This is a genomic window from Xanthomonas sp. NCPPB 1068 (assembly GCF_041479385.2).
Lineage (GTDB): Bacteria > Pseudomonadota > Gammaproteobacteria > Xanthomonadales > Xanthomonadaceae > Xanthomonas > Xanthomonas cannabis.
This window is the reverse complement of record NZ_CM192986.1, coordinates 476,978-497,294: the sequence shown is the minus strand read 5'-3', so window position 1 is coordinate 497,294 and position 20,317 is coordinate 476,978. Positions and strand designations below refer to the sequence as shown.

10 protein-coding genes are annotated in these 20,317 nt (G+C 67.9%); 3 read left to right on the top strand and 7 right to left on the bottom strand.

The window, feature by feature from the left end:
* Nucleotides 1–12: 12 nt before the first annotated feature.
* The 5 genes from treY to glgA are packed head-to-tail and all read right to left on the bottom strand — an operon-like array spanning nt 13 to nt 10,118.
* Complete coding sequence (gene treY, locus ACCQ12_RS02160) at nt 13–2,619, bottom strand: malto-oligosyltrehalose synthase (protein WP_372382829.1); 2,607 nt, start codon at nt 2,617–2,619, stop codon at nt 13–15.
* On the bottom strand, nt 2,616–4,550 hold the full coding sequence (gene malQ, locus ACCQ12_RS02155; protein ID WP_372382828.1) for a 4-alpha-glucanotransferase: 1,935 nt from the start codon (nt 4,548–4,550) through the stop codon (nt 2,616–2,618). Before malQ ends, treY begins: the two co-directional genes overlap by 4 nt.
* Entirely contained in the window at nt 4,547–6,304 is a 1,758-nt protein-coding gene (gene treZ / locus ACCQ12_RS02150) for a malto-oligosyltrehalose trehalohydrolase (RefSeq protein WP_372382827.1), read from the bottom strand. The genes malQ and treZ overlap by 4 nt, the downstream gene beginning before the upstream one ends.
* Nucleotides 6,305–6,306: 2 nt before the next feature.
* The gene (locus ACCQ12_RS02145) at nt 6,307–8,538 is read right to left on the bottom strand and encodes a 1,4-alpha-glucan branching enzyme (protein WP_372382826.1); all 2,232 of its coding nucleotides are present in this window, start codon (nt 8,536–8,538) and stop codon (nt 6,307–6,309) included.
* Nucleotides 8,535–10,118, bottom strand: a complete 1,584-nt coding sequence (gene glgA / locus ACCQ12_RS02140; RefSeq protein ID WP_047695476.1) for a glycogen synthase GlgA — start codon at nt 10,116–10,118, stop codon at nt 8,535–8,537. Before glgA ends, ACCQ12_RS02145 begins: the two co-directional genes overlap by 4 nt.
* Nucleotides 10,119–10,615: 497 nt before the next feature.
* Between glgA and ACCQ12_RS02135 the strand changes: the two genes are divergently transcribed.
* Complete coding sequence (locus ACCQ12_RS02135; protein WP_372382825.1) at nt 10,616–12,244, top strand: GGDEF domain-containing protein; 1,629 nt, start codon at nt 10,616–10,618, stop codon at nt 12,242–12,244.
* A 146-nt stretch (nt 12,245–12,390) separates the two neighbouring features.
* On the opposite strand, the gene ACCQ12_RS02130 is transcribed toward ACCQ12_RS02135, so the two are convergent.
* Nucleotides 12,391–13,332 carry a DUF808 domain-containing protein gene (locus tag ACCQ12_RS02130; RefSeq protein WP_104579333.1) on the bottom strand — a complete coding sequence of 314 codons (942 nt, stop codon included), beginning with the start codon at nt 13,330–13,332 and terminating at the stop codon, nt 12,391–12,393.
* Nucleotides 13,333–13,585: 253 nt separating this feature from the next.
* Here ACCQ12_RS02130 and ACCQ12_RS02125 point away from each other — a divergent pair, with 253 nt between their 5' ends.
* Entirely contained in the window at nt 13,586–15,310 is a 1,725-nt protein-coding gene (locus ACCQ12_RS02125; protein WP_039406028.1) for an ABC1 kinase family protein, read from the top strand.
* Between the two features lie 373 nt (nt 15,311–15,683).
* On the top strand, nt 15,684–17,792 hold the full coding sequence (locus ACCQ12_RS02120; RefSeq protein ID WP_372382824.1) for a phosphoglycerol transferase I: 2,109 nt from the start codon (nt 15,684–15,686) through the stop codon (nt 17,790–17,792).
* A gap of 123 nt (nt 17,793–17,915) precedes the next feature.
* Here ACCQ12_RS02120 and ACCQ12_RS02115 read toward each other — a convergent pair whose 3' ends face one another.
* Nucleotides 17,916–20,306, bottom strand: a complete 2,391-nt coding sequence (locus tag ACCQ12_RS02115; protein ID WP_372383534.1) for a DUF3772 domain-containing protein — start codon at nt 20,304–20,306, stop codon at nt 17,916–17,918.
* Nucleotides 20,307–20,317: the final 11 nt, after the last annotated feature.

Below are 20,317 nucleotides of genomic sequence, written 5' to 3'. Positions count from 1 at the left end.
TCTCGATGTCGATTACTGGGGGGTCAACAACACTGCCACTGGCGAGCGTGCAAACAGCGTGGACAGTGCCGCGCGGCCGCGTTGCGGCTGCAGCGTGCTGCCATCGAGCACATTACGGTATGTGCCCTCGGCCAATGCCAACGACGCCTGACCCCAGGTAGCCGGCGGCACCAGCAACGGCAGATCGCCCTCGTGTTGATCACCGGCGCCCAACCGGGTCACCGCGACCACCAGCGCCTGCCCGCGGTACTGACGACGGAATGCCAGCACCTGCGCATCGCCACTGACCGCCACGTTCAACGGCTGATAGTCGCCCTTCGCAAACAGCGCCGGATGTTCGCCACGCAGCTGCAACAGCAGCGCGGTGAGCCGCGCCTTGACCGCGCCATCGCGCCAGCCGCGCAACAGGCTATTGAAGTCGCGCGCCTGCTCCAGCCACTGCTGGCGCTGCACGTAATCGACCGGGCGACGGTTGTCCGGGTCCACCAGCGACAGATCCCAGCCTTCGGTGCCCTGGTACAGATCGGGCACGCCAGGCACGGTCAGACGCAGCGTGGTTTGCACCAGCCCATTGCGCGCGCCGGCCGCGGCGATGTGGTTGCTGGCGCGCAGCAAGGCGCGGCGCAGCGGCAACCCGGCGCGGCTGGTCAGCACCTGCTCCACGGTGGCCTGCACGGCCTGTTCGTAGGCGGCCGAACCGTCGGTCCAGCTGGTATGCAGTTTGGCTTCGCGCACCGCCTTGAGCAGCCACTGCGCCACGCGCTCGGCATACTCGGCCAGCGGCTCGGCCTGGTCGGCGCCCAACCCGATCGGCCATGCGGCCACCAGGGTCTGCCACAGCATCTGCTGGTCGCCGCCGGCCAGCGCGGGCGATTCCAGCGCTTCGGCCAGGGCATCGAACTGGGCGCTCTGCTCGACCCACCACCGCGGCTGTTCGGACAGCACCGCCAGCCGCATGCGCAGGTCTTCGCCACGCTTGTGATCGTGCGTGGCGGTGGCCAGCAGCGCGCGCGGGTAATGCTTGGCACGCTCGGCATTCTGCGCGTGGAACTCGGCGGCCTCGTTGGCGAAATGGGTCGGATGGCTGCCCACCTCGTTACGCGAGAGCAGCACGCCATGCCGGTAGAACGCGGTGTCTTCCACCGCCTTGGCATTGAGCGGCGCAGACAGCTGCTCCACGCGCCGGCGCAGGATGCGTCGCAGCGCGATCTGCGCACGGTCGGCACCGTTATCGTCGAGCAGCCAGCGCTCGATCGCATCCACGGCCGCCACGATCGATTCGGGCATGCCCTCGCGCGCCTGCGCAGCGGTGGCACGCAGCCGCTCTGCCTCGCTGCCGACGATGCCCTTGGCACCGGCGTAGGTGCGGTACACCGGGAACCAGCGCAGCAGCACGCATAAACCGCGCGCCAGCATCTGCGGGCTGAACTCGCGCGTGGGCGGGTCCAGCCGCGCCAGGGCCGACAGCGCACCGACCGCGCGATTGAATTCTGTCTGCAGCGGGCCGCGCAGCATCTCGTCGCGTGCAGCGCGCTCTTCCTGCGCGAAATCGCCGCTGCGTCCGCTCACCCGCTGCCAGGCACGCGCCAGCGGCTTGAAGCCGGCTGGGTCGTGCAGCACGCCGCCGACCTGGTCCATGAAGTCGTAGCCGGTGGTGCCATCGCAGGGCCAGTCGGCCGGCAGGTGCTCGCCGGGGGCGAGGATCTTTTCCAGATACAGCCCCAGCGTGCCGGGCTTGAGCCCGCGCGTACGCCCGGCCGCATCCAGCCGGCTGCGCAGCTTACGCACATACCCGGTGGGATCGGTGAGCCCGTCCACGTGATCGATGCGCAGGCCATCCAGATGGCCTTCGGCCACCAGTCGCAGCGGCAGCGCATGCACCGCGTCGAACACGGCCGGCAGTTCCACCCGCAACGCCACCAGCGAGGTGATGTCGAAGAAGCGGCGGTAGTTGAGCATGTCGTTGCCCACGCGCCACCAGTTCAGGCGATACGGTTGGCGTTCGATCAACTTGTGCAGGCGGCCATCGCCGCGCTTGGCGCCATCGTTGTAGTCGCGCAGCCACTGCGCGCGTGCCGCTTTGTCCGGCACCTCCAGCGTCTGCGCCCGGATCGGATAGCGCTGGTCGTAATGCGCCAGCGCGGGGCTGCCATCGTCTTCGATCACCAGGGTGATCAGACCTTCGGCCAGCGCGGTGGCATACGGGCGATCCAGCACCGCCAGCCACAACTTGCCGTCGCGGCCCGGAGCGCGCCAGTCGATGTCGAACCAGTCGGCATGCTTGGCGCTGCGGCCGTTGCGCAACACATCCCACCACCAGGCGTTTTGCGCGTGGGTGGCCATGTGGTTGGGCACGATGTCGGCGATCAGGCCCATGCCGTGTTCGCGTGCGGCCTGCGACAGGGCGACCAGTGCCGCTTCGCCGCCGAGCTCGGGATTGACCACGGTCGGGTCGATGTTGTCGTAGCCATGCGTGGAGCCCGGCACCGCGGTGCCGATCGGCGACAGATACAGATGGCTGATGCCAAGGCCGGCGTAGTACGGCACCTGCGCGAGCGCGTCGTGCAAAGTGAAACCGGCATGCAGCTGCAGGCGGGCGGTGGCGCGAAGGTCGATCATGGGTGCGGTTCCGTAACGGCCGCGACGCGACGCGCCTCGGCAAAGCCCTGCAGCGCCGTGCTCAGGCGCGCATGCGGCAAGGGATCGGGCAGGCGTCGACGCCAGTTGGGATGGACCTCGACGGTACCCGGCAGATTGGGTTGTTCTTCCAGCTCCAGCGCGTCTTCCACCGGCAGCAAGGCCAGGGGCGACACGCTGGTGGCGGTAAAACGCAGCGCGCCCAGCAGCGGGTCGCCCGCAGCAGCCAAGCCGGCGTGTTCGACCGCCGCGTCCAGCCGCGCGACGTCCTTGCCGCGGTCCTTGCTGTCGCCGTCTGCCTGCGCAGGCGCGATCAATTCCAGCGTGCGGCGCCATTCGATGTCGCGGCCCGCACGCCAGCCGGTGAGCGTGGGCAGATCGTGCGTGGTGGTGGTGGCGATGGCGTCGGGCCGCCACAACGCCGGCGCGACGAATGCGCCGTCCTTGTCGCGGGTGAACATCAATACATCGATGCCCATCACCCCACGCTGCGAGAGTTCCTCGCGGATGCCCGGCGGCACCACGCCCAGGTCCTCGCCGATCACGATGGCGCGATGCCGCCACGACTCCAGCGCCAGCAGATTGAGCAGATCGTGCAGCGGGTAGGCCAGATACGCGCCCTCGTTGGAGCCGGCACCATCGGGCACCACCCACAGCCGCATCAGGCCAAGAATATGATCGATGCGAATCCCGCCGCGGTCGCGCAACACCGCGCGCAACAGCGCGATATACGGCGCAAAACCACTGCGCCGCAGTGCGGTGGGCGAATACGCACCGATGCCCCAATGCTGGCCATCGGCATTGAAGGCATCCGGCGGCGCGCCCAGCACCAGGCCACGCAACACGGTGTCTGCAGCGGCCGCGGCTTCGGCACCGTTGGGGTCGAAGCCCACGGCCAAATCGGCGATCAGGCCGATCTTCATGCCGCGCTCGTGCGCTTCGCGTTGCGCATCGGACCAACTGCGCGCGGCCAGCCACTGGGTGAACACATGCAGCTGTGGGTCGTTGTCGCCAAAGTCCTGCGCGGCGAAGCGTGCGAAACCCTCCAGTGCCTGCCCGCCCGCGTTGCGGAACGCGAGCAGATCGGGGTGGTCCGCCGCCACCCGCGTATGCAGGTGGCGCAGCAGTTCCCACTTGGCCTGGGCCGAGGCCGGCCAGTCGATCAAGCCATTGGCGTGCAGCGTATCGAAACGCTGGCGCAGGCCGTCGACCGCGTCGATCGCCTGCAGCGCCAGTTCGCCCAGCACGCGTACGGGCGCGGCATGCAGCGGGTCGAAAAAGCGCCGGTCGCTGGGCGAATACGGGCTGTAGCCGCCGGTGACCGGGCGCGAGGCATGCACCGGACTCAGCGCCAGCGCATCGGCGCCGGCCAGTGCGGCATGCCGCAACCATTCCACGGTGCCGGCAGCATCGCCGATGCCGCCGTCATCGAGACTGCAGGCCGAGTAGACCTGCAACGCCATGCCCCAGGCACGCGGCGCGGGCTGGCCGCAGGCATCGGCCACGCTGAAGCAGCGTTGCGGGGCGACGGCCACCTGCTGGGTCAACCCGCCGATCTGCAGCGTCCAGTAACCGAAGCGCTTCGGTGCGCGCAGCTGCCCTTGTGCGTCGGCACGCGCGTCTTCGCTGGCACCTGACTCATCGGTCCAGCGGCCGCTGGCGTTGGCGGCCACCCGTAACGCCAGCGGTTCGCCCACCTGCACGGTGAGCAGCGGCGCCACTTCGTCGGCCTGCGCCTTGCAGCGGCGCAGACTGTCTTCGCGCTGACTGGCGGTGGCGGCAGGCAGGTCCAGCGCGGTGAGCACCGCCTGTACCGATGCCTCGGACACCTGCCGCGGCTGGTCGCTGGCATCCACCCAATCCACCATCACCCCGGCCGCGGCGGCCAGGGTGTGCAAGGGGTTCGTGCTCATGTGCGGTCCTCGTGCCAGGCGATGAAGCCGTCGACCGGCAACTGCTGCGCATCGGCATCGACATTCTCGGCATACGCCACGCGCCCGCGCAGTGGCGGCAGCGGCACTGCGGCGGTACCGACGTTGAAGGCGATATGCCACAGCCCATCCGGCAACTCCCAGGTCGCGGTCAGCGCGCCCTCGGCCAGCACGCTGGCGCGCAGCGCGCGCGCTTCGGCCAGTCCCGGTGCCAGCCACTGACGCCGCACGCCCAGCAACGCGGTGAACCACGCCGTCCAGCGCGCGCCATCGCCGTGCGCGGCATCGGCGATCGGCGATCGCGACGCTTCGAAGGTGGCATGGCTGTTGGGGTCGGGAATGGTGGCGCGCTGCGCCTCGTCGGCAAACGCGGCAAAGTGCGCAAACTCCTTGCGGCGGCCTTCGCGCACCGCATCGTCCAGCGGCGGGCCGAAGTCGGTGAAGAACAGGAACGGCTGCGTAGCGCCCCACGGCTCGCCCATGAAGAACAGCGGGATCATCGGCGTCAACGCGGTCAGCGCCAATGCGGCACGCAACCGTTGTGGCGACACCAGCACGCTCAGCCGTTCGCCGCGGGCACGGTTGCCGATCTGGTCGTGGTTCTGCGCAAACACCACAAATTTATGCGGCGGCAGCGCACCGCTGGGCTCGCCGCGCACATGCCCACGCGGGTCGGTCTCACCCTGGTAGGCAAAGCCTTCGCCCAGCACACGCGCCAGATGCTCGGTCGGCTTGTCGGCGAATGCGGCGTAATAGCCTTCCTCTTCGTCGGTCAGCAGCACATGCAGGGCGTTGTGGAAGTCGTCGTCCCACTGCGCGGTGTAGCCGCGTTGCAGCTGCGAGGCCTGGTTGGCCTCGTTTTCCAGCACCAGGTGCACGTGACGCCCGGCCGGCAGGCTGGTCTCCACGGTCTCGCGCAAGGTGTCCAGGAACGCATTCGGGGTGATCGCATGCACCGCATCCAGGCGTAGCCCGTCGAAGCGGTATTCGTGCAGCCACATCAGTGCGTTGTCGAGGAAGTAGCGCTGCACCGGCGGCTTGCGGAAGTCGATCGCGGCACCCCACGGGGTGGGCTTGTCTTCGTTGAAGAACGGGCCGGCATAACTGTGCAGGTAATTGCCGTCCGGGCCAAAGTGGTTGTAGACCACATCCAGCAACACCATCAGGCCGTGTCCGTGCGCGGCATCGATCAGCGCCTTGAGCGCGTCCGGGGTGCCGTAGGCATCGGCCGGCGCATACGGCAGCACGCCGTCGTAGCCCCAGTTATGCGCACCTGGAAACGCGCTCAATGGCATCAGCTCGATGGCGGTGATGCCCATCGCCGCCAGGTGCGGCAACTGCGCCTGCACTCCGGCATAACCGCCACAGGTACCCACGTGCAGCTCGTAGATCACCGCCTCGTCCCATGGCCGTCCCTGCCACTGGGTGTTCTGCCAGGCGTAGCCGTCGGTGGGCTGGACCGCGCTGGGGCCGTGCACGCCTTCGGGCTGCCAGCGCGAGGCCGGGTCCGGCACCGGCTCGCCGCCGTCCACGCTGTAGCGATACCGCGCATCCGCCGCGCAGGCGAACGTGGCGGTGAAAAAGCCGTCCGCTCCGGCCTGCAACGCGTGGCGGGTGCCATCGTCGAAGACCACCTCCACGCGCGTGGCGTCCGGTGCCCAGAGCGCGAAGCGCACCTGTCCCTCACCCGCTGGCCATGCGCCCCAGGCCGGGGTGGTGTCGTTGCGCTGGTTCATCGTTATTTCTCCGCTTGCAGATAGAGCGTGGCCAGCGGCGGCAGGGTCAGGCGCAGGGATTGCGCATGCCCATGCATGCCCATCGGCTCGGTCGCCAGACGACCGCTGTTGCCGAGGTTGCTGCCGCCGTAATGGGCACTGTCGGTGTTGAGGATCTCGCGCCAGAGGCCGGCACGCGGCACCCCCACGCGATAGTCGTGAAGCGGCTGCGGAGTGAGGTTGCTCACTGCCAGCAGGGGCGGCGCACCGCCGTCGGGGTCGTGACGGATGAAGGCGAGCACGCTGTTGCGTGCGTCATCGGCCACGCTCCAGTCGAAGCCATCGGTGCGATGGGTGCCGCGGTACAGCGCAGGCACCCGGCGCAAGGCGGCGTTGAGGTCGCCCACCAATCGCTGCACGCCGCGATGTGGCGCACCGTCGAGCAGATGCCAGTCCAGCGACTGATCGTGGTTCCAGTCCGCCCACTGGCCGAATTCGGCGCCCATGAACACCAGTTTGTCGCCGGGGTGCGCCCACATCAGCGCCAGGTAGGCGCGCAGGTTGGCGAAGCGGCGCCAGTCGTCGCCGGGCATCTGCCCGAGCAGGCCGCCGCTGCCATGCACCACTTCGTCGTGCGACAACGGCAGGACGAAGCGTTCGTCGAAGGCGTACACCAGGCCGAAGGTGAGCTGGCTGTGGTGCTGCGCACGTTCGGCCGGATCGCGCTGCATGTAGCTCAGCGTGTCGTGCATCCAGCCCATGTTCCACTTGTGGGTGAACCCCAGCCCGCCGTCGCTGGTCGGCGCGGTCACACCGGGCCAGGCGGTGGATTCTTCGGCGATGGTCAGCACGCCGGGATGGCGCGCGGCGATCTCGCGGTTGAGCTGGCGCAGGAACGTCACCGCCTCCAGGTTCTCGCGGCCGCCATGGGCGTTGGGCACCCATTCGCCTTCGGCACGGCCGTAGTCGCGATACAGCATCGAGGCCACCGCATCCACGCGCAGGCCGTCCAGATGGTAGTGGTCGACCCACTCCAGCGCGCTGCCCAGCAAATAGGCGGTCACTTCGGGCCGGCCGTAGTTGTAGATCAGCGTGTTCCAGTCGCGGTGCACGCCTTCGCGCGGGTCGGCATGCTCGTACAGCGCGGCGCCATCGAACTGCACCAGGCCGTGGGCGTCATCGGGAAAGTGCGCGCTGACCCAGTCCAGGATCACGCCGATGCCGGCGCGGTGGCAGGCATCGACGAACTGCGCAAAGCCGTCCGGGCTGCCATGACGCGCAGTGGGTGCATACAGCCCCAGCGGTTGATAGCCCCAGGAGCCCCCGAACGGGTGTTCGGTGATCGGCAGCAGCTCGATATGGGTGAAGCCCAGCTCCTGCACGTACGGGATAAGCTGCGAGGCCAGGGTGGGCCAGTCCAGCGGCTGGTTGTGCCCATCGCGGCGCCACGACGCAGCGTGCACCTCGTAGATGGACAGCGGCGCCGGCAGCGCCTGCGCATGGCGCTTGCCCATCCAGTCGGCATCGGTCCACGCAAACGCGGCGGTACCCGGCACCACCGAGGCGGTGGCCGGCGGCAGCTCGCTCTGGCGCGCGACCGGATCGGCCTTGAGCAGGACACGGCCATCGGCAGCGGTAATCGCGTATTTGTAGCGGGCACCGGCTTCCACGCGCGGCAGGAACACTTCCCAGAAGCCGCCGATCCGCTGCCGCATGGGATGCCGCCGCGCGTCCCAGCCGTTGAAGTCGCCCACCACGGCCACGCGCTGTGCATGCGGCGCCCATACCGCAAAGCGCACTCCGGGCACATCGCCGCACTGCAGGTGCCGGGCGCCCAATGCGCCGCGCAGCGCCTGCCCGTCGCCGGCGGCGATCTGCAGCAGCATCGATTCGTCCAGGGTCGGGCCAAACGCGTACGGGTCTTCGATCTCCTGCACCGCCTCCGGCCAGACGATGCGCAGCCGGTACGGCCCCTCGACTGCCAGCTCGCCTTCGAACACGCCGTCGAACGCGCCCGGCTGCATGCGTGCGAGCAATTTGCCACGCGGATCGATCAGGCCCATCGCCTCGGCGCCCGGTGCCAGCACACGAACCCGGCGGCGGCCATCGGCCTGCAGGTGCGGGCCCAGCACGGCAAATGCATCGGCCGGCGCACCGTCGGCCAGGGCCTGCAAGGCGTGCATGACGTCAGACATTCCTTCCGTGGTCACACCGTCTTCCGTCTGTTGCCCCTGCACGCCCTGCCGTTCGCTCATGACACCGTCGCAAGCGCAGGCGCGGTTGCAGCGGTGTGTTCGTAGAGGGAGAGATATTTCTTGCCGGCCACATCCCAGCCGCTGGGCCGCAGCATCGCCGCGCGGCGCATCGCCGACAGCAGGCTGGGCAGGCGGAAGGTACGGAACGCGCGCTCCAGGCAGCGGCGCAGGGCCTCCACGCTGGCGTGCTGGAACAGGAAGCCGGTCACGCCATCGTCCACGGTGTCGATCAGCCCGCCGGTGGCATGGGCGATCGGCAGGCAGCCGAAGCGCTGCGCGTACATCTGGCTCAGGCCGCACGGCTCGAAGCGCGACGGCATCAGCAGGAAGTCGGCACCGGCAAACATGCGCCGCGCCAAGCCTTCTTCAAAACCGATGAAGGCACCGACCTGGCCGGGATACCGGCGGGTCAGCTCGGCCACCTGGTGTTCGATCTCCGGCTCGCCACCACCGATCACCGCGATCTGGCCGCCGGCCGCCACGATCTGCGGGGCCACCTCGCAGATCAGGTCCAGGCCCTTCTGGTGCACCAGCCGCGAGACCACCGCAAACAGCGGGCCGGTGCTCTCGCGTAGGCCGAACGCCTTGCGCACCTGGGCCGCATTGGCCTGACGGCCCTGCCACTGGTTCACGCTGAAATGCGAATCCAGGTGAGCGTCGGTCCGCGGGTCCCAGCTGGCGTCGATCCCGTTGACGATGCCGGTCAGCGCGCCTTTGGCCGCGCGGCCGGCCAGCAGCCGGTCCAGCCCGCAGCCCTGGGCCGGGCCGGTGATCTGCTTGGCATAGCTGACGCTGACCGTATTGACGTGGTCGGCATTGACGATGCCACCGCGCAGGAACGACATCTGCCCATAGAACTCCAGCTCGGCCACACGCTCGGCCGGGATGCCCAGCGCGGCAGCCATCGAATACGGCACCAGGCCCTGGTAGGCCAGGTTGTGGATGGTCAGCAGGCAGGGCGTGGTGCCGCCGGACCAGCGCACATAGCCGGCCGCCAACGCGCACGGCCAGTCGTTCAGATGCAGCAGGCGCGGCTTCCAGCCCAGCCCGGCATGGCCGGCAGCGATCTGCGCGGCGGCATGCGACAGGGTGGCGAAGCGGATGGCGTTGTCTTCGAACTCCGAGCCGCTGGTGCTCACATACGGCGAGCCATCGCGTTCGAACAGTTCCTTGGACAGCAGGATGTAGATGGGCAGCCCGTCGGACTGCACGATGCGTCCGATGTCGCAGGCCGGCAGCGCGGCATGCGCCAGCACGCGGCCCACGATCTCGACCTTGCCGGCGCGCTCGAGCACCGCGCGGTAGCCGGGGATCAGCACGCGCACGTCATAGCGGTGACGCAGCGCGCGCGGCAGCGCGGCCGCCACATCGCCCAAGCCACCGGCCTTGATGAAGTCCGCCATCTCCGACACCACGAACAGCGCCCCACGGGTATCGGCCAGGGACACCGGCAGACGCTCGTGATGACGGATGAAACGCCCGCGCGCATCACGCGGCCGCCCGCTCTTCTTCAGCGTGGGGAGCAACGTGCTGCGATCCAAGCGTGCAGTAGTGGCGTGAAGCGGCATCATGGCAACCATCTAAACGTCCGTCGTAAAGTGGGTGGAGACGGAAAACGGCGAAGCGAAAACCATCGTCTGCCGATCCGGCCAGACGACCTGCTGCGAATGAGGAGCGGGGCCGACGCGCGTACTCCACGTCGTCCTTGGTGACGAATCTACACCCCGTCCAAATAAAATATGCGTGAACATGTGCTGACTTTTCTGCGACAGCCCACATTCCGTTACGCACGGTTGCGCATGTCTGCCGGCATAAGCGATGCATTGCAGGGCGATGACATCCCCGCATCGGTGCATCTGCACTGCAACGCACCGAATGCGGGAGCGCATGGCCGCGTTCGCCGTCATCCGCGTAACCGGTTCATGCGCGCCAACCCATGCGCAGCCAAAGCCGTGATGCGCTCGCGATTCCTGACCGAACGGGTGATCAATCGAGCCGCGACAGGGCCTGAGCCCGCTCAAGCGACCCGCGCGCGGGCCGATAACCCGCCATAGCACGTCGACCTTCGAGACCTGGCATGGCTGACCAGCCTGAACTTCCAAGCCGCCCGCGTGGCGGGCTGCGCCGTCTGTTGCCGTGGGGCGGCACGGACAGCGCGCGCGCGGCCGCCGCGCTTCCCAGCGTGCGCGGCAGCACGCATGGCGGGCATGGGCTGGCAGCCCATCAGTTGGTGCCGGCCAAGGCCAAGTCGGGCGCCCCCGACCCGGCAGCCGCCACCGCCATGCTGATCCGGCTGTTCTCGCATGCCGCGCATCCCGAGGCCCTGCTGCTGGCGTTTGCCGAAGGCATTGCCAGCCTGCACGGCGAGCTCGGCGACATGGGCGTGCGCCTGAGTGCGGCCTATGCGGCCGGCGACTGGCTGGGCTACGGCCGCACGCTGCGGCAGTTGATCGACAAGTACATCCGTACCATCGACATCGGCGATTCGCTGGCCGAAGGCCGCACCGAAGCCGAACAGCTGCGCGACCTGCTCCGGCACGCATTGGGCAATGCCCTGGCCACCCTGCTGCAACGCAGCCCGGAGCTGGCCGAGGAAGCGCAGACGCTGGCCTCGGCGCTACGCCATTGGCGCCCCGGACACGAGCTGATCACGCTGGAGCAGCGCCTGCGCGAGCTCAGCCACCAGATCGGCCTGCGCGCCGAGGATGCCAGCGAACAACAGAACCTGTTGCTCGGGTTATTCGACCTCTTGCTGGAGAACGTCGGCGAACTCCTGGACGATCGCAGCTGGTTGCAGGGCCAGATCTCGGTGGTACGGCAGCTGCTGGCCGGCCCGCTGGACGGGGAGTCGATCGAGCAGGCGCGCGGCACCCTGCGCGAGGTGATCTACAAGCAGGGCCTGCTCAAGCAGGGCATCGCCGATTCCAAGACCGCCATGCGCGAGATGATGGTGTCCTTCGTCGACCGGCTCGACGGCATGGCCACCAGCACCGGCGAATATCACGACCGCGTTGCCGGCTATTCGCAGGCGATCGGCGACGCTCGCAGCATTCCGGACCTCAATCGCCTGTTGCAGGACGTGCTGCAGGACACCGCCGGCGTCCAGGCGCAGGCGCTGGCCGCACGCGACGAACTGCTGTCGGCACGCCGCCAGGTGGAAGACGCCGAACAACGCATCGCCTCGCTCGAACAGGAGCTCAATGCCGTCGCCGGGCTGGTGCGCGAGGACCAGCTCACCGGGGCGCTCAACCGGCGCGGTTTCGAAGAACTGTTCCAGCGCGAGGCCGCCCGCACCCAACGTGGCGGGCAGCCGCTGTGCGTTGCGCTGCTGGACCTGGACGACTTCCGCCGGCTCAACGAGGCCCACGGCCACGCCGGCGGCGATGCCGCGCTACGCCACACCGTGGACGTGGCCAAGGCGGTGTTGCGCACGACCGACGCCATCGCCCGGTTCGGGGGCGAGGAGTTCGTGCTGCTGTTGCCGGACTCCACCATCTTCGAAGCCAGCGCGGCGGTCATCCGCCTCCAGCGCGCCCTGGCCCAACGCTCGTTGCTGCACGAGGACGTGCGGATCTTTGTCAGCTTCAGCGCCGGCGTGGCGCTGCGGCATACCGACGAAACCCAGGACGACCTGGTCCGCCGCGCGGACCGCGCCATGTACGACGCCAAGGCCGCGGGCAAGAACCGGGTGATCAGCGCCGACTGATGCTCAGCGCCCGGCGTGTGCATCGCTGGCGAGGCAGGCCGGGCGCGTTCAAGCGCGAATCCCCGGCACGGTGACCGAGCCGGCCCGGGCGATACGGCATTGGTCAGGACGCCGCTGCGGCGCCCGGCCGACGCCGGCGCCAGGCATCAATGGGCCGCCTTGGTCCCGCGCAGCTTCTGGAACCCGGTGACTGCCGCCAGCACCACCGCGCCGGCGACCACGCCGACCAGCATGTTGCCCAGCGCTTCGACCAGCCAGCCCAGGCCACCGGCCGACGTGGCCAGGTCCACGACCAGGTGATGCAGTACCGGGATGTTGTGCACCAGGATGCCGCCGCCGACCAGGAACATCGCCAGCGTGCCGGCCACCGACAGGAACTTCATCAGCCACGGTGCGGCCACCAGGATGCCGCGACCGAACGCGGCCAGTGCGGCGCCCTTGCCGGTCAGGTACAGGCCGAGGTCGTCCAGCTTCACGATCGCCGCCACCAGGCCGTACACACCGATGGTCATCGCCAGCGCGATCGCCACCAGCACCGCTACCTGCTGCCCGAACGACACACCCGCCACCACCCCCAGCGACAGCACGATGATCTCGGCCGACAGGATGAAGTCGGTGCGGATCGCGCCCTTGACCTTGTCCTTTTCCAGCGCCACCACATCGACCTGCTCATCGGCCAGGGCGCGGGTGCGCTCGGCATGCCGCTGCGCTTCTTCCTCTTCGTCGTGCAGGAACTTGTGCGCCAGCTTTTCCACGCCTTCGAAGCACAGATAGGCACCGCCGATCATCATCAGCGGCATCACCAGCGGAATGTTGTAGCCGCGCCCGCGCAGCCAGGCCTCCAGCGCGCTGATCGCCAGCGCCGCCGGCACCAGGATCACCTTGTTGACCAGCGAGCCCTTGGCCACCGCCCACACCACCGGCAGCTCGCGGTCGGCGGTGACTCCGGTCACCTGCTGCGCGTTGAGCGCCAGATCGTCGCCCAGCACGCCGGCGGTCTTCTTGGCCGCGACCTTGGTCAGGATGGAAACGTCGTCCAGCAACGTGGCGATGTCGTCGAGCAGGGTGAACAGGCTGGCACCGGCCATGCGGAGGTCCTTGGGGGTGGTCGTGCGTGGGTGGGCGTGAATTCTCGCCGATCCCGCCCGCGCGTGGGGTGATGGCAGACCATTGCGCGATCGTTGCGCGCCGTTGCGCGGCCGATGCCGGCGTCGGTCTGCATCGCAGGCGCATCCTGCGGCGGCCGCCGGCAGCGCTCGCACCACGGCTGCGGGCGCGCCCGGATTCACCACCTGACGACCCGGCGCTGGCCACACTCGCCGCTTGCATGACGCACCGGAGATGGCCTTGAGTCCCAACGACCCGCACCGCACACCGGCCTCTGCCGCGACCCCGGCCGAACACGCCGTGGTGGGCGGCATGAGCCGGCGCACGCAGATCCTGCGTCTGTTGCTGCGCTATCGCGGGTCGGGTGTGTTTGCCGGCATGAACCTGGACCCGGGTGCCATCAACGAGTACGAAGTGCCTGCCGAAGGCACCCCGGACCAGTTCGTCTCGGACCTGGAATCGCTCGGCCCCACCTTCGTCAAACTGGGCCAGATGCTGTCCACGCGCCCGGACATCGTGCCACCGGAGTTCGCCACCGCGCTGGAACGCATGCAGGAGAACACCAGCTCGGTGCCGGTGGAGCGCATCCGCCAGATCATCGAGGAAGAACTCGGCGTGTCGGTCAACAAGGCCTTCTCGCACTTCGACCCGGTGCCGCTGGGCTGCGCGTCGCTGGCACAGGTGCACCGCGCCGCATTGCGCGACGGCACGCCGGTGGCGGTCAAGGTGCAGAAGCCTGAAGTGGCCGCGCAGGTGCGCTCGGACCTGGACGTGCTCAAGAGCTTTGCCACCGCCGCCGACCGGCTGACCGGCATCGGCCGGCGCGTGCGCTTTGCCGACTGGCTGGGCGAATTCGGCAAGACCCTGCGCGCCGAGCTCAATTACGAGGACGAAGCCGAGACCCTGGTGCGCTTTGGCAAGCACCTGGAGCCGTTCCCGTTGTTGTGGGTGCCGCGGCCGATCTGGGACCTGAGCAGCCGCAAGGTGCTGACCATGCAGCTGGCCGAAGGCGTGCGCGTGGACAAGATCTCCGGCCTGCGCCGCACCGAGCAGCCGATGGACAACCTGGCCGCCGAGCTGGTGAAGGGGTATCTGGACCAGATGTTCGTGCATGGCGAAATCCATGCCGACCCGCACCCGGGCAACCTGCGCGTGCTGCAGGACGGGCGCCTGGCCATCTTCGACCTGGGCATGGTGGCGCACGTGCCGCCCCGCCTGCGCGAGCGCCTGCTCAAGCTGTTGTTTGCCGCCGTCGACGGGCGTGGCGAAGAAGTCGCCGAAGAGACCATTGCGCTGAGCACGCGCCTGGAGGACTACGACGAAGACCGTTACCAGCGCGAAACCGGGCAGATGATCGCGCGCTACGCTGCGCACGACACCACCTCCGAGGGCCGCGTGGTGCTGGATCTGGTGCGGATCGCCACCTCCACCGGCCTGCGTACGCCGCCGGAGCTGAGCCTGCTCGGCAAGACCTTGTTGAACCTGGAAGGCGTGTGCCGCGCGCTGTCGCCCACGCTGGACACCCGCCGCATCGTCGAGCGCCACCTGCAGCACGTGATGCGCGCGCGCCTGAAGAAATCCTTGTCTGCGGCCAACCTGGCCAGCGAGGCAATGGAGTTGCAGCATCTGGTGCGCGAAGGGCCGCGCCGCATGTCCGAGATCCTGTCGCTGGCCGCGGAGAATCGGCTGCAGATGCGCGTGACCGGGCTGGAAGAATCGCATCTGATGGAAAGCCTGCAGAAGATCGCCAACCGCGTGGCGGCCGGCATCGTCACCGCCGCGCTGATCATGGCCTCGGCCCAGATGATGCGCATCGAGACCGGCTTCAAGCTGTGGGGCTATCCGGCCATTGCGATGGTGCTGTTCCTGCTCGGCGTGGTGCTGGGCCTTGGCATCGTGCTCAGTGCACTGCTGTTCGACCGCCGCGTGCGTGCACGCGAAGAACGCGGGCACCGCTAGCGCCACACGCAACCCACACCCCCGCGTAGGAGCGCACCTGGGCGCGACAAGGGCTTCACCCCGCTTCGCCTGCCAAGACCGCCGCGCAACGTGGGCCGGGCGATGTGGCGGCATCCATATGTCACCTAGGCGCGGGAAGCACGCCGGGTGCGGAATACAAAGACTGCCACCCGCCAGCGAGCGCGACGGCGACCACATGATCGTCGGCGCGCGCACAGTGCCGCGTTGCGGCAGCCGCTGGGCTTCAGCAAACATTTCAGTCAGCTTCAGCGCGGCATAGTCCGTCATCCAGGTGTCACATTGCAGATGACATCGGACATGGCGAGCAAGGCGTCCGGTACGCGCTCGCATCATTCCCCCACGGACGCTGCGCATGCACTGGATGTTGTTGTTCTCGTTGTTGCTGTTGCTGTGGTTGTTGGTCGCCTCGCCGCGTCTGGCGTGGCTCAAGGCTGGCCTGCTATCGCTGTTTCTGCTGCTGCTCAGCGCCTGGGGACTGATCGACCGGCTCAGCGGCGATGGCATCAACGCCGCAACGCTCTATCACTTGCGTGCAGACATGGATGGCGCCGGCGTCAGCGATTTTTCCGGCTATATCGCCGTCTTCGTCGGCATGCTGCTGCTCTCGCTCAGCCCATTGCTGCTGGTCAGGGTGCGCCGCTTCCGGCGCCCCCGCGGTGGCGCGGCGGTATTCGGCGGGTTCGTGGCGATGCTGCTGGTCAGCATCGTGGTCAGCCCGTTGTATCGCGACGGCAAGCGCCTGTACTACCAGTGGCGCCCGGTCGATTACGCCACCGTGGTGCCGGAATACCAGGTCCCGCAGCAACCGCTGCAAAAGCGCAAGAACATCGTCTGGATCTATGGCGAAAGCCTGGAGCGCACCTACTTCGACGAATCGGTGTTTCCCGGCCTGACGCCCAACCTGCGCGCGCTCGCCAGCGAGGCGGTGGATGTGCGCAACCTCACCTCCGCCGAAGGCAGCGGCTGGACCATCGCCGGCATGGTGGCCTCGATGTGCGGGGTGCCACTCACCACCGCGCCCGGCGATGAAAACAGCATGGACCGCATGGGCCTGTTCCTGCCCGAAGCACGCTGCCTGGGCGACTATCTCAAGGACCAGGGCTACCGCAACCATTACGTGGGCGGTGCCGATGCCAGCTTCGCCGGCAAGGGCAGTTTTCTGTCCAGCCATGGCTTCGACGTGGTGCACGACGTTCACCATTTCCGCGACAAGGGCGTGGCGCCCCAGCACTTTTCGGCCTGGGGCGTGCACGACGACGTGCTGCTGGACGATGCCTGGGAAAGCTTTCAGACGCTGTCGCGCGCAGGCCAGCCATTCATGCTGACCACCCTGACCATGGACACCCATCACCCGGCCGGCCACCTGCCGCTGGCCTGCAGGGGCCAGCACTACGACAGCGCGCTGGGCGACATCGGCCTGCTGCACGCCATCAAATGCAGCGACCGCCTGATCGGCGAGCTGGTCGCGCGCATCCGCAACAGCCGCTATGCCAACAACACCATCATCGTGATCGCCTCCGATCACCTGGCCATGCCGAACGATCTCAGCGACGTGCTTGCACACCAGAAGCGCGAGAACCTGCTGTTGTTCCTCGGCAAGGGCATCGCGCCGCAGCAGGTGGTCACGCGTGCGGGCAGCACGCTCGATTCGGGCGCCACGCTGCTGCAGTTGCTGGAACCGGGCATGCGCACGCTGGGGTTCGGCCGCTCGCTGCTCGCCAGCGATGCGCCGCCCAGCGCCAGCGTGGCCGCCAGTCGCGACAGCGGCAAGGAGTATCCCCGTTATCTTGCCTACGCCCGCACGCTCTGGACGGGGCGCAGCACGCGCATGCTGCGCGTCAACGGCAATGGCGATGTGGTGGTGGGCGTGCAGCAGGTGCGCCCGCCGGTGCTGCTGGAATACGACCAGGACACCGAGCTGAAAACGGTGTATCTGGAAAACACCTCGCGCCAGTTCGACCGCAGCCACTCCGATGGCACGCTGGCCTACGTGGACCGCTGCACTGCGTTCGAAGACGGCTCGGCCGACGGCGACTGGTGCGCGCTGGTGGTCGATCGCCAGCAGAACATGAAGTTGTACCGCGACCCGGACCTGACCCGCGGCATCGCCGTCGATGCGCCGTTGGAGGCAACGCAGCAAGGCCCGCGCCCCCGTGTGCGTCAGCCCATCATGCTCACCCAGGCCGCACGCAAGACCGATGCCGGCAGTTACATGCTGGAGCTCTATGCCAAGCGTCGCCCTACCCGCGCGTTCTGGGTCGAAGCGGTGTCGTCCGAACGCAAGGTGGTGCTGGCCCAGCAGTGGGTGGTACCCGACGCCGCCGGACGCATCCGCATGCCGGTCGGTCTGGAACATGCGGTGGAAGACCTGGAAATTCGCGCCTGGCTGGACTACACCGAAGACGTCAGCGTGGACGATCTGGCCTTGGTCAAGGACACCCCGGTGGCGGACCGGTCCTGAGTCGAGCCGCTGCACGTCTTCGACTTGAGCGTGGATTCAGCGGCGGCGAAGGCCAGGTACGGCCGCCTCGGCACAGCATTGCAGCAACGAGTGACTGCAACGTGGCCACGCGGGGCGCACGGCTCAGTTTTCCGAGACAGGCGTGCCATCCCCTGCAACACGCGCCGCCGCTGCACCTGCGCGACTGAAGCGGATTTCCTGCGGCGACTGCAGTGCGATACCCACCGCCTCCATCCGCTGCAACAGGGCGAAGAACAACTCGCTGCGCACCCCATACGAGTCGCGCGGACTACTGACGTAGGCGAACGAATTGAAGTTGACGTGACCGCCCGCCAGCGAATCGATGAACACCGATGGCGCGGGCTCGGCCAGCACCTTGGCATGCTCGGCGAACAGCGCCAGCAACATCTCGCGCACCTTCGCCACGTCGGTTTCCAACGGCACCGAGAACTGCAGCTGCACCCGTCCCATCGGGTTGGACAACGTCATGTTGCGCACACTCTTGGTGATCAGCTCCGAGTTGGGCACGATCAACGTGGAGCGGTCGCCCACCTGGATCTCGGTCGCACGCACGCTGATCCGTCGCACGTCCCCTTCCTGATCGCCGATGCGCACCCAGTCGCCGATCTTGACCGGCCGCTCGGCGAGCAGGATCAGGCCCGACACGAAGTTCTGCGTGATCGCCTGCAGACCGAAACCGATACCCACTGACAACGCGCTCAACACCAGCGCCAGCCGCTTCAGATCCAGGCCCAACGCGGTCAGGCCCCACACCACGACCACCAGCCAACCCAGATAACGCGCCACGGTGCTGATCGAATTGCGCGCCCCGGCATCCAGTTCGGTCTTGGGCAGGTAGGTGTTGAGCAACCACTGCTGCACTACATGCACCACGCCCAGCCCCAGCACAAACACCAGCAGCGCGCGCACCACTGCCGCCGGCGTGATGGTGAGTTCCTTGCCGATCTGGATACCGTGCGACACGTTCTCGGCCCAGCCGGTCACGGCAGAGAGATTGGCGCCGTACGGCGTCACCAGTGCGGCGATGCCCAGCAGGATCAGCACCACGCGCACCAGGGCCGACAGCAACAGGCCCAGTTGCACCAGCCGCCCGCTGCCGACGCCGGAGGCATGCGACAGCGCACGATTGAAGCGCCCGTCCGGCTTGAAGACCCAGCTCAACAGGTCGTCGGCAAAGACCACCAGCAACCCCAGCAAGCTGCAGATCAAGGTGATCCAGATGATCTGTCGCGCGATGAACAAGCCGAGGTTGAGATAGCCGAACAGCGCTGACAGCAGGGCCACGATGACCGCCACATGCCCGAGCAGACGGATCAGCACGATGACCCCGCCCCCCCGCGAGACCACCGGTGGTGGCTCGGTGCTGTCGGCACTGGCCGCCCCGGCGCTGGCCGCACGCGCGCGCAGCGACAGGCTCAGCCCGGCCAGCGCAGACAGGATCAGCCCGGCGTACACCAATGCCGCCACCGCGTCGGTGGCGGTGGTGGCCGCGCTGCTGGTTTGCACCACCTCGTTGAGCTTGATCGCCATGCCGCTGAACCAGATCACCGCAGCGGTGGCCAGGCAATGCACGCGCAGGCGATCGACGGTGGCGTCATCCAGCGGGAACAGCCGCCAGGTCGGCTGATGTTTCATCAACAAGCTGGCGCTGAGCGACCCCACGAAGGCCGCAACGAAGCTGATGATGACGAATGCACCGAGCAGCTCGTCCAGGTCGGCCGGCACCTGGGCCATCGAACGCACGGTTTCGGCCAGCACCCATGCCGCCATGCCCAGGCTCAGCATGCCGACCAACAGAAACCACAACGCCAGCCCGGAGCGCCGCAAGCGACCGCCGGGCGCACGCGAGGCTGCATAGCGCCGCCCCAGGTGTCGCAGAAACATCCGCAGCGGAAACGCCAGCAGCAGTGCAATCAGTCCACCGGTCACCAGGCCGCCGACGCCGTTGGCGGCGATGCCGGTACGCAGCAGCTGGGCGGCCTCGTCGTAGAGGCGCTGCAGCCGCGTGCGGTCGTCCGGCCAGTGTTGCGCAATGTCGTTCCAGAGCGCCGGCGACAAGGGCGAGGCAACGCGGGTGGTCATCTGCACGCTGAACAGTTGAGCGCGCTTCTGCTCGAGGCGATCAGCGAGGTCGCGGGCTTTTGACTCCAGCAGATTGGCCCGCTTGAATTCCGCATCCAGCGCGCTCTGTTCTTTCTTCAATGATGCGCGCTGTTTCTTGAGATCGGTGGCTTCGCCGTTCTGCGCCTCACCCAGCCCCGCAAGCTGAGAGCTCACCTGCTTGAGCGGCGGATCCAGCTGACGCGCCAGATCCTGTACCTGTCGTTGCGCCGCCGTCACCTGGTCGATCAGCGTGCGCAGCTGTTCGTCGTCTGCCTTTTCCAATCCGACATCCGCTTGATCCAGCACCTTCTGCGTGCCGTCCAACTGTTTCTGTGCCGTCTCCAGCAGCGCGTCTTCGTCCTGCGCGAGCACCGCGCCGGCGCAGACCAGCCACAGCGCAC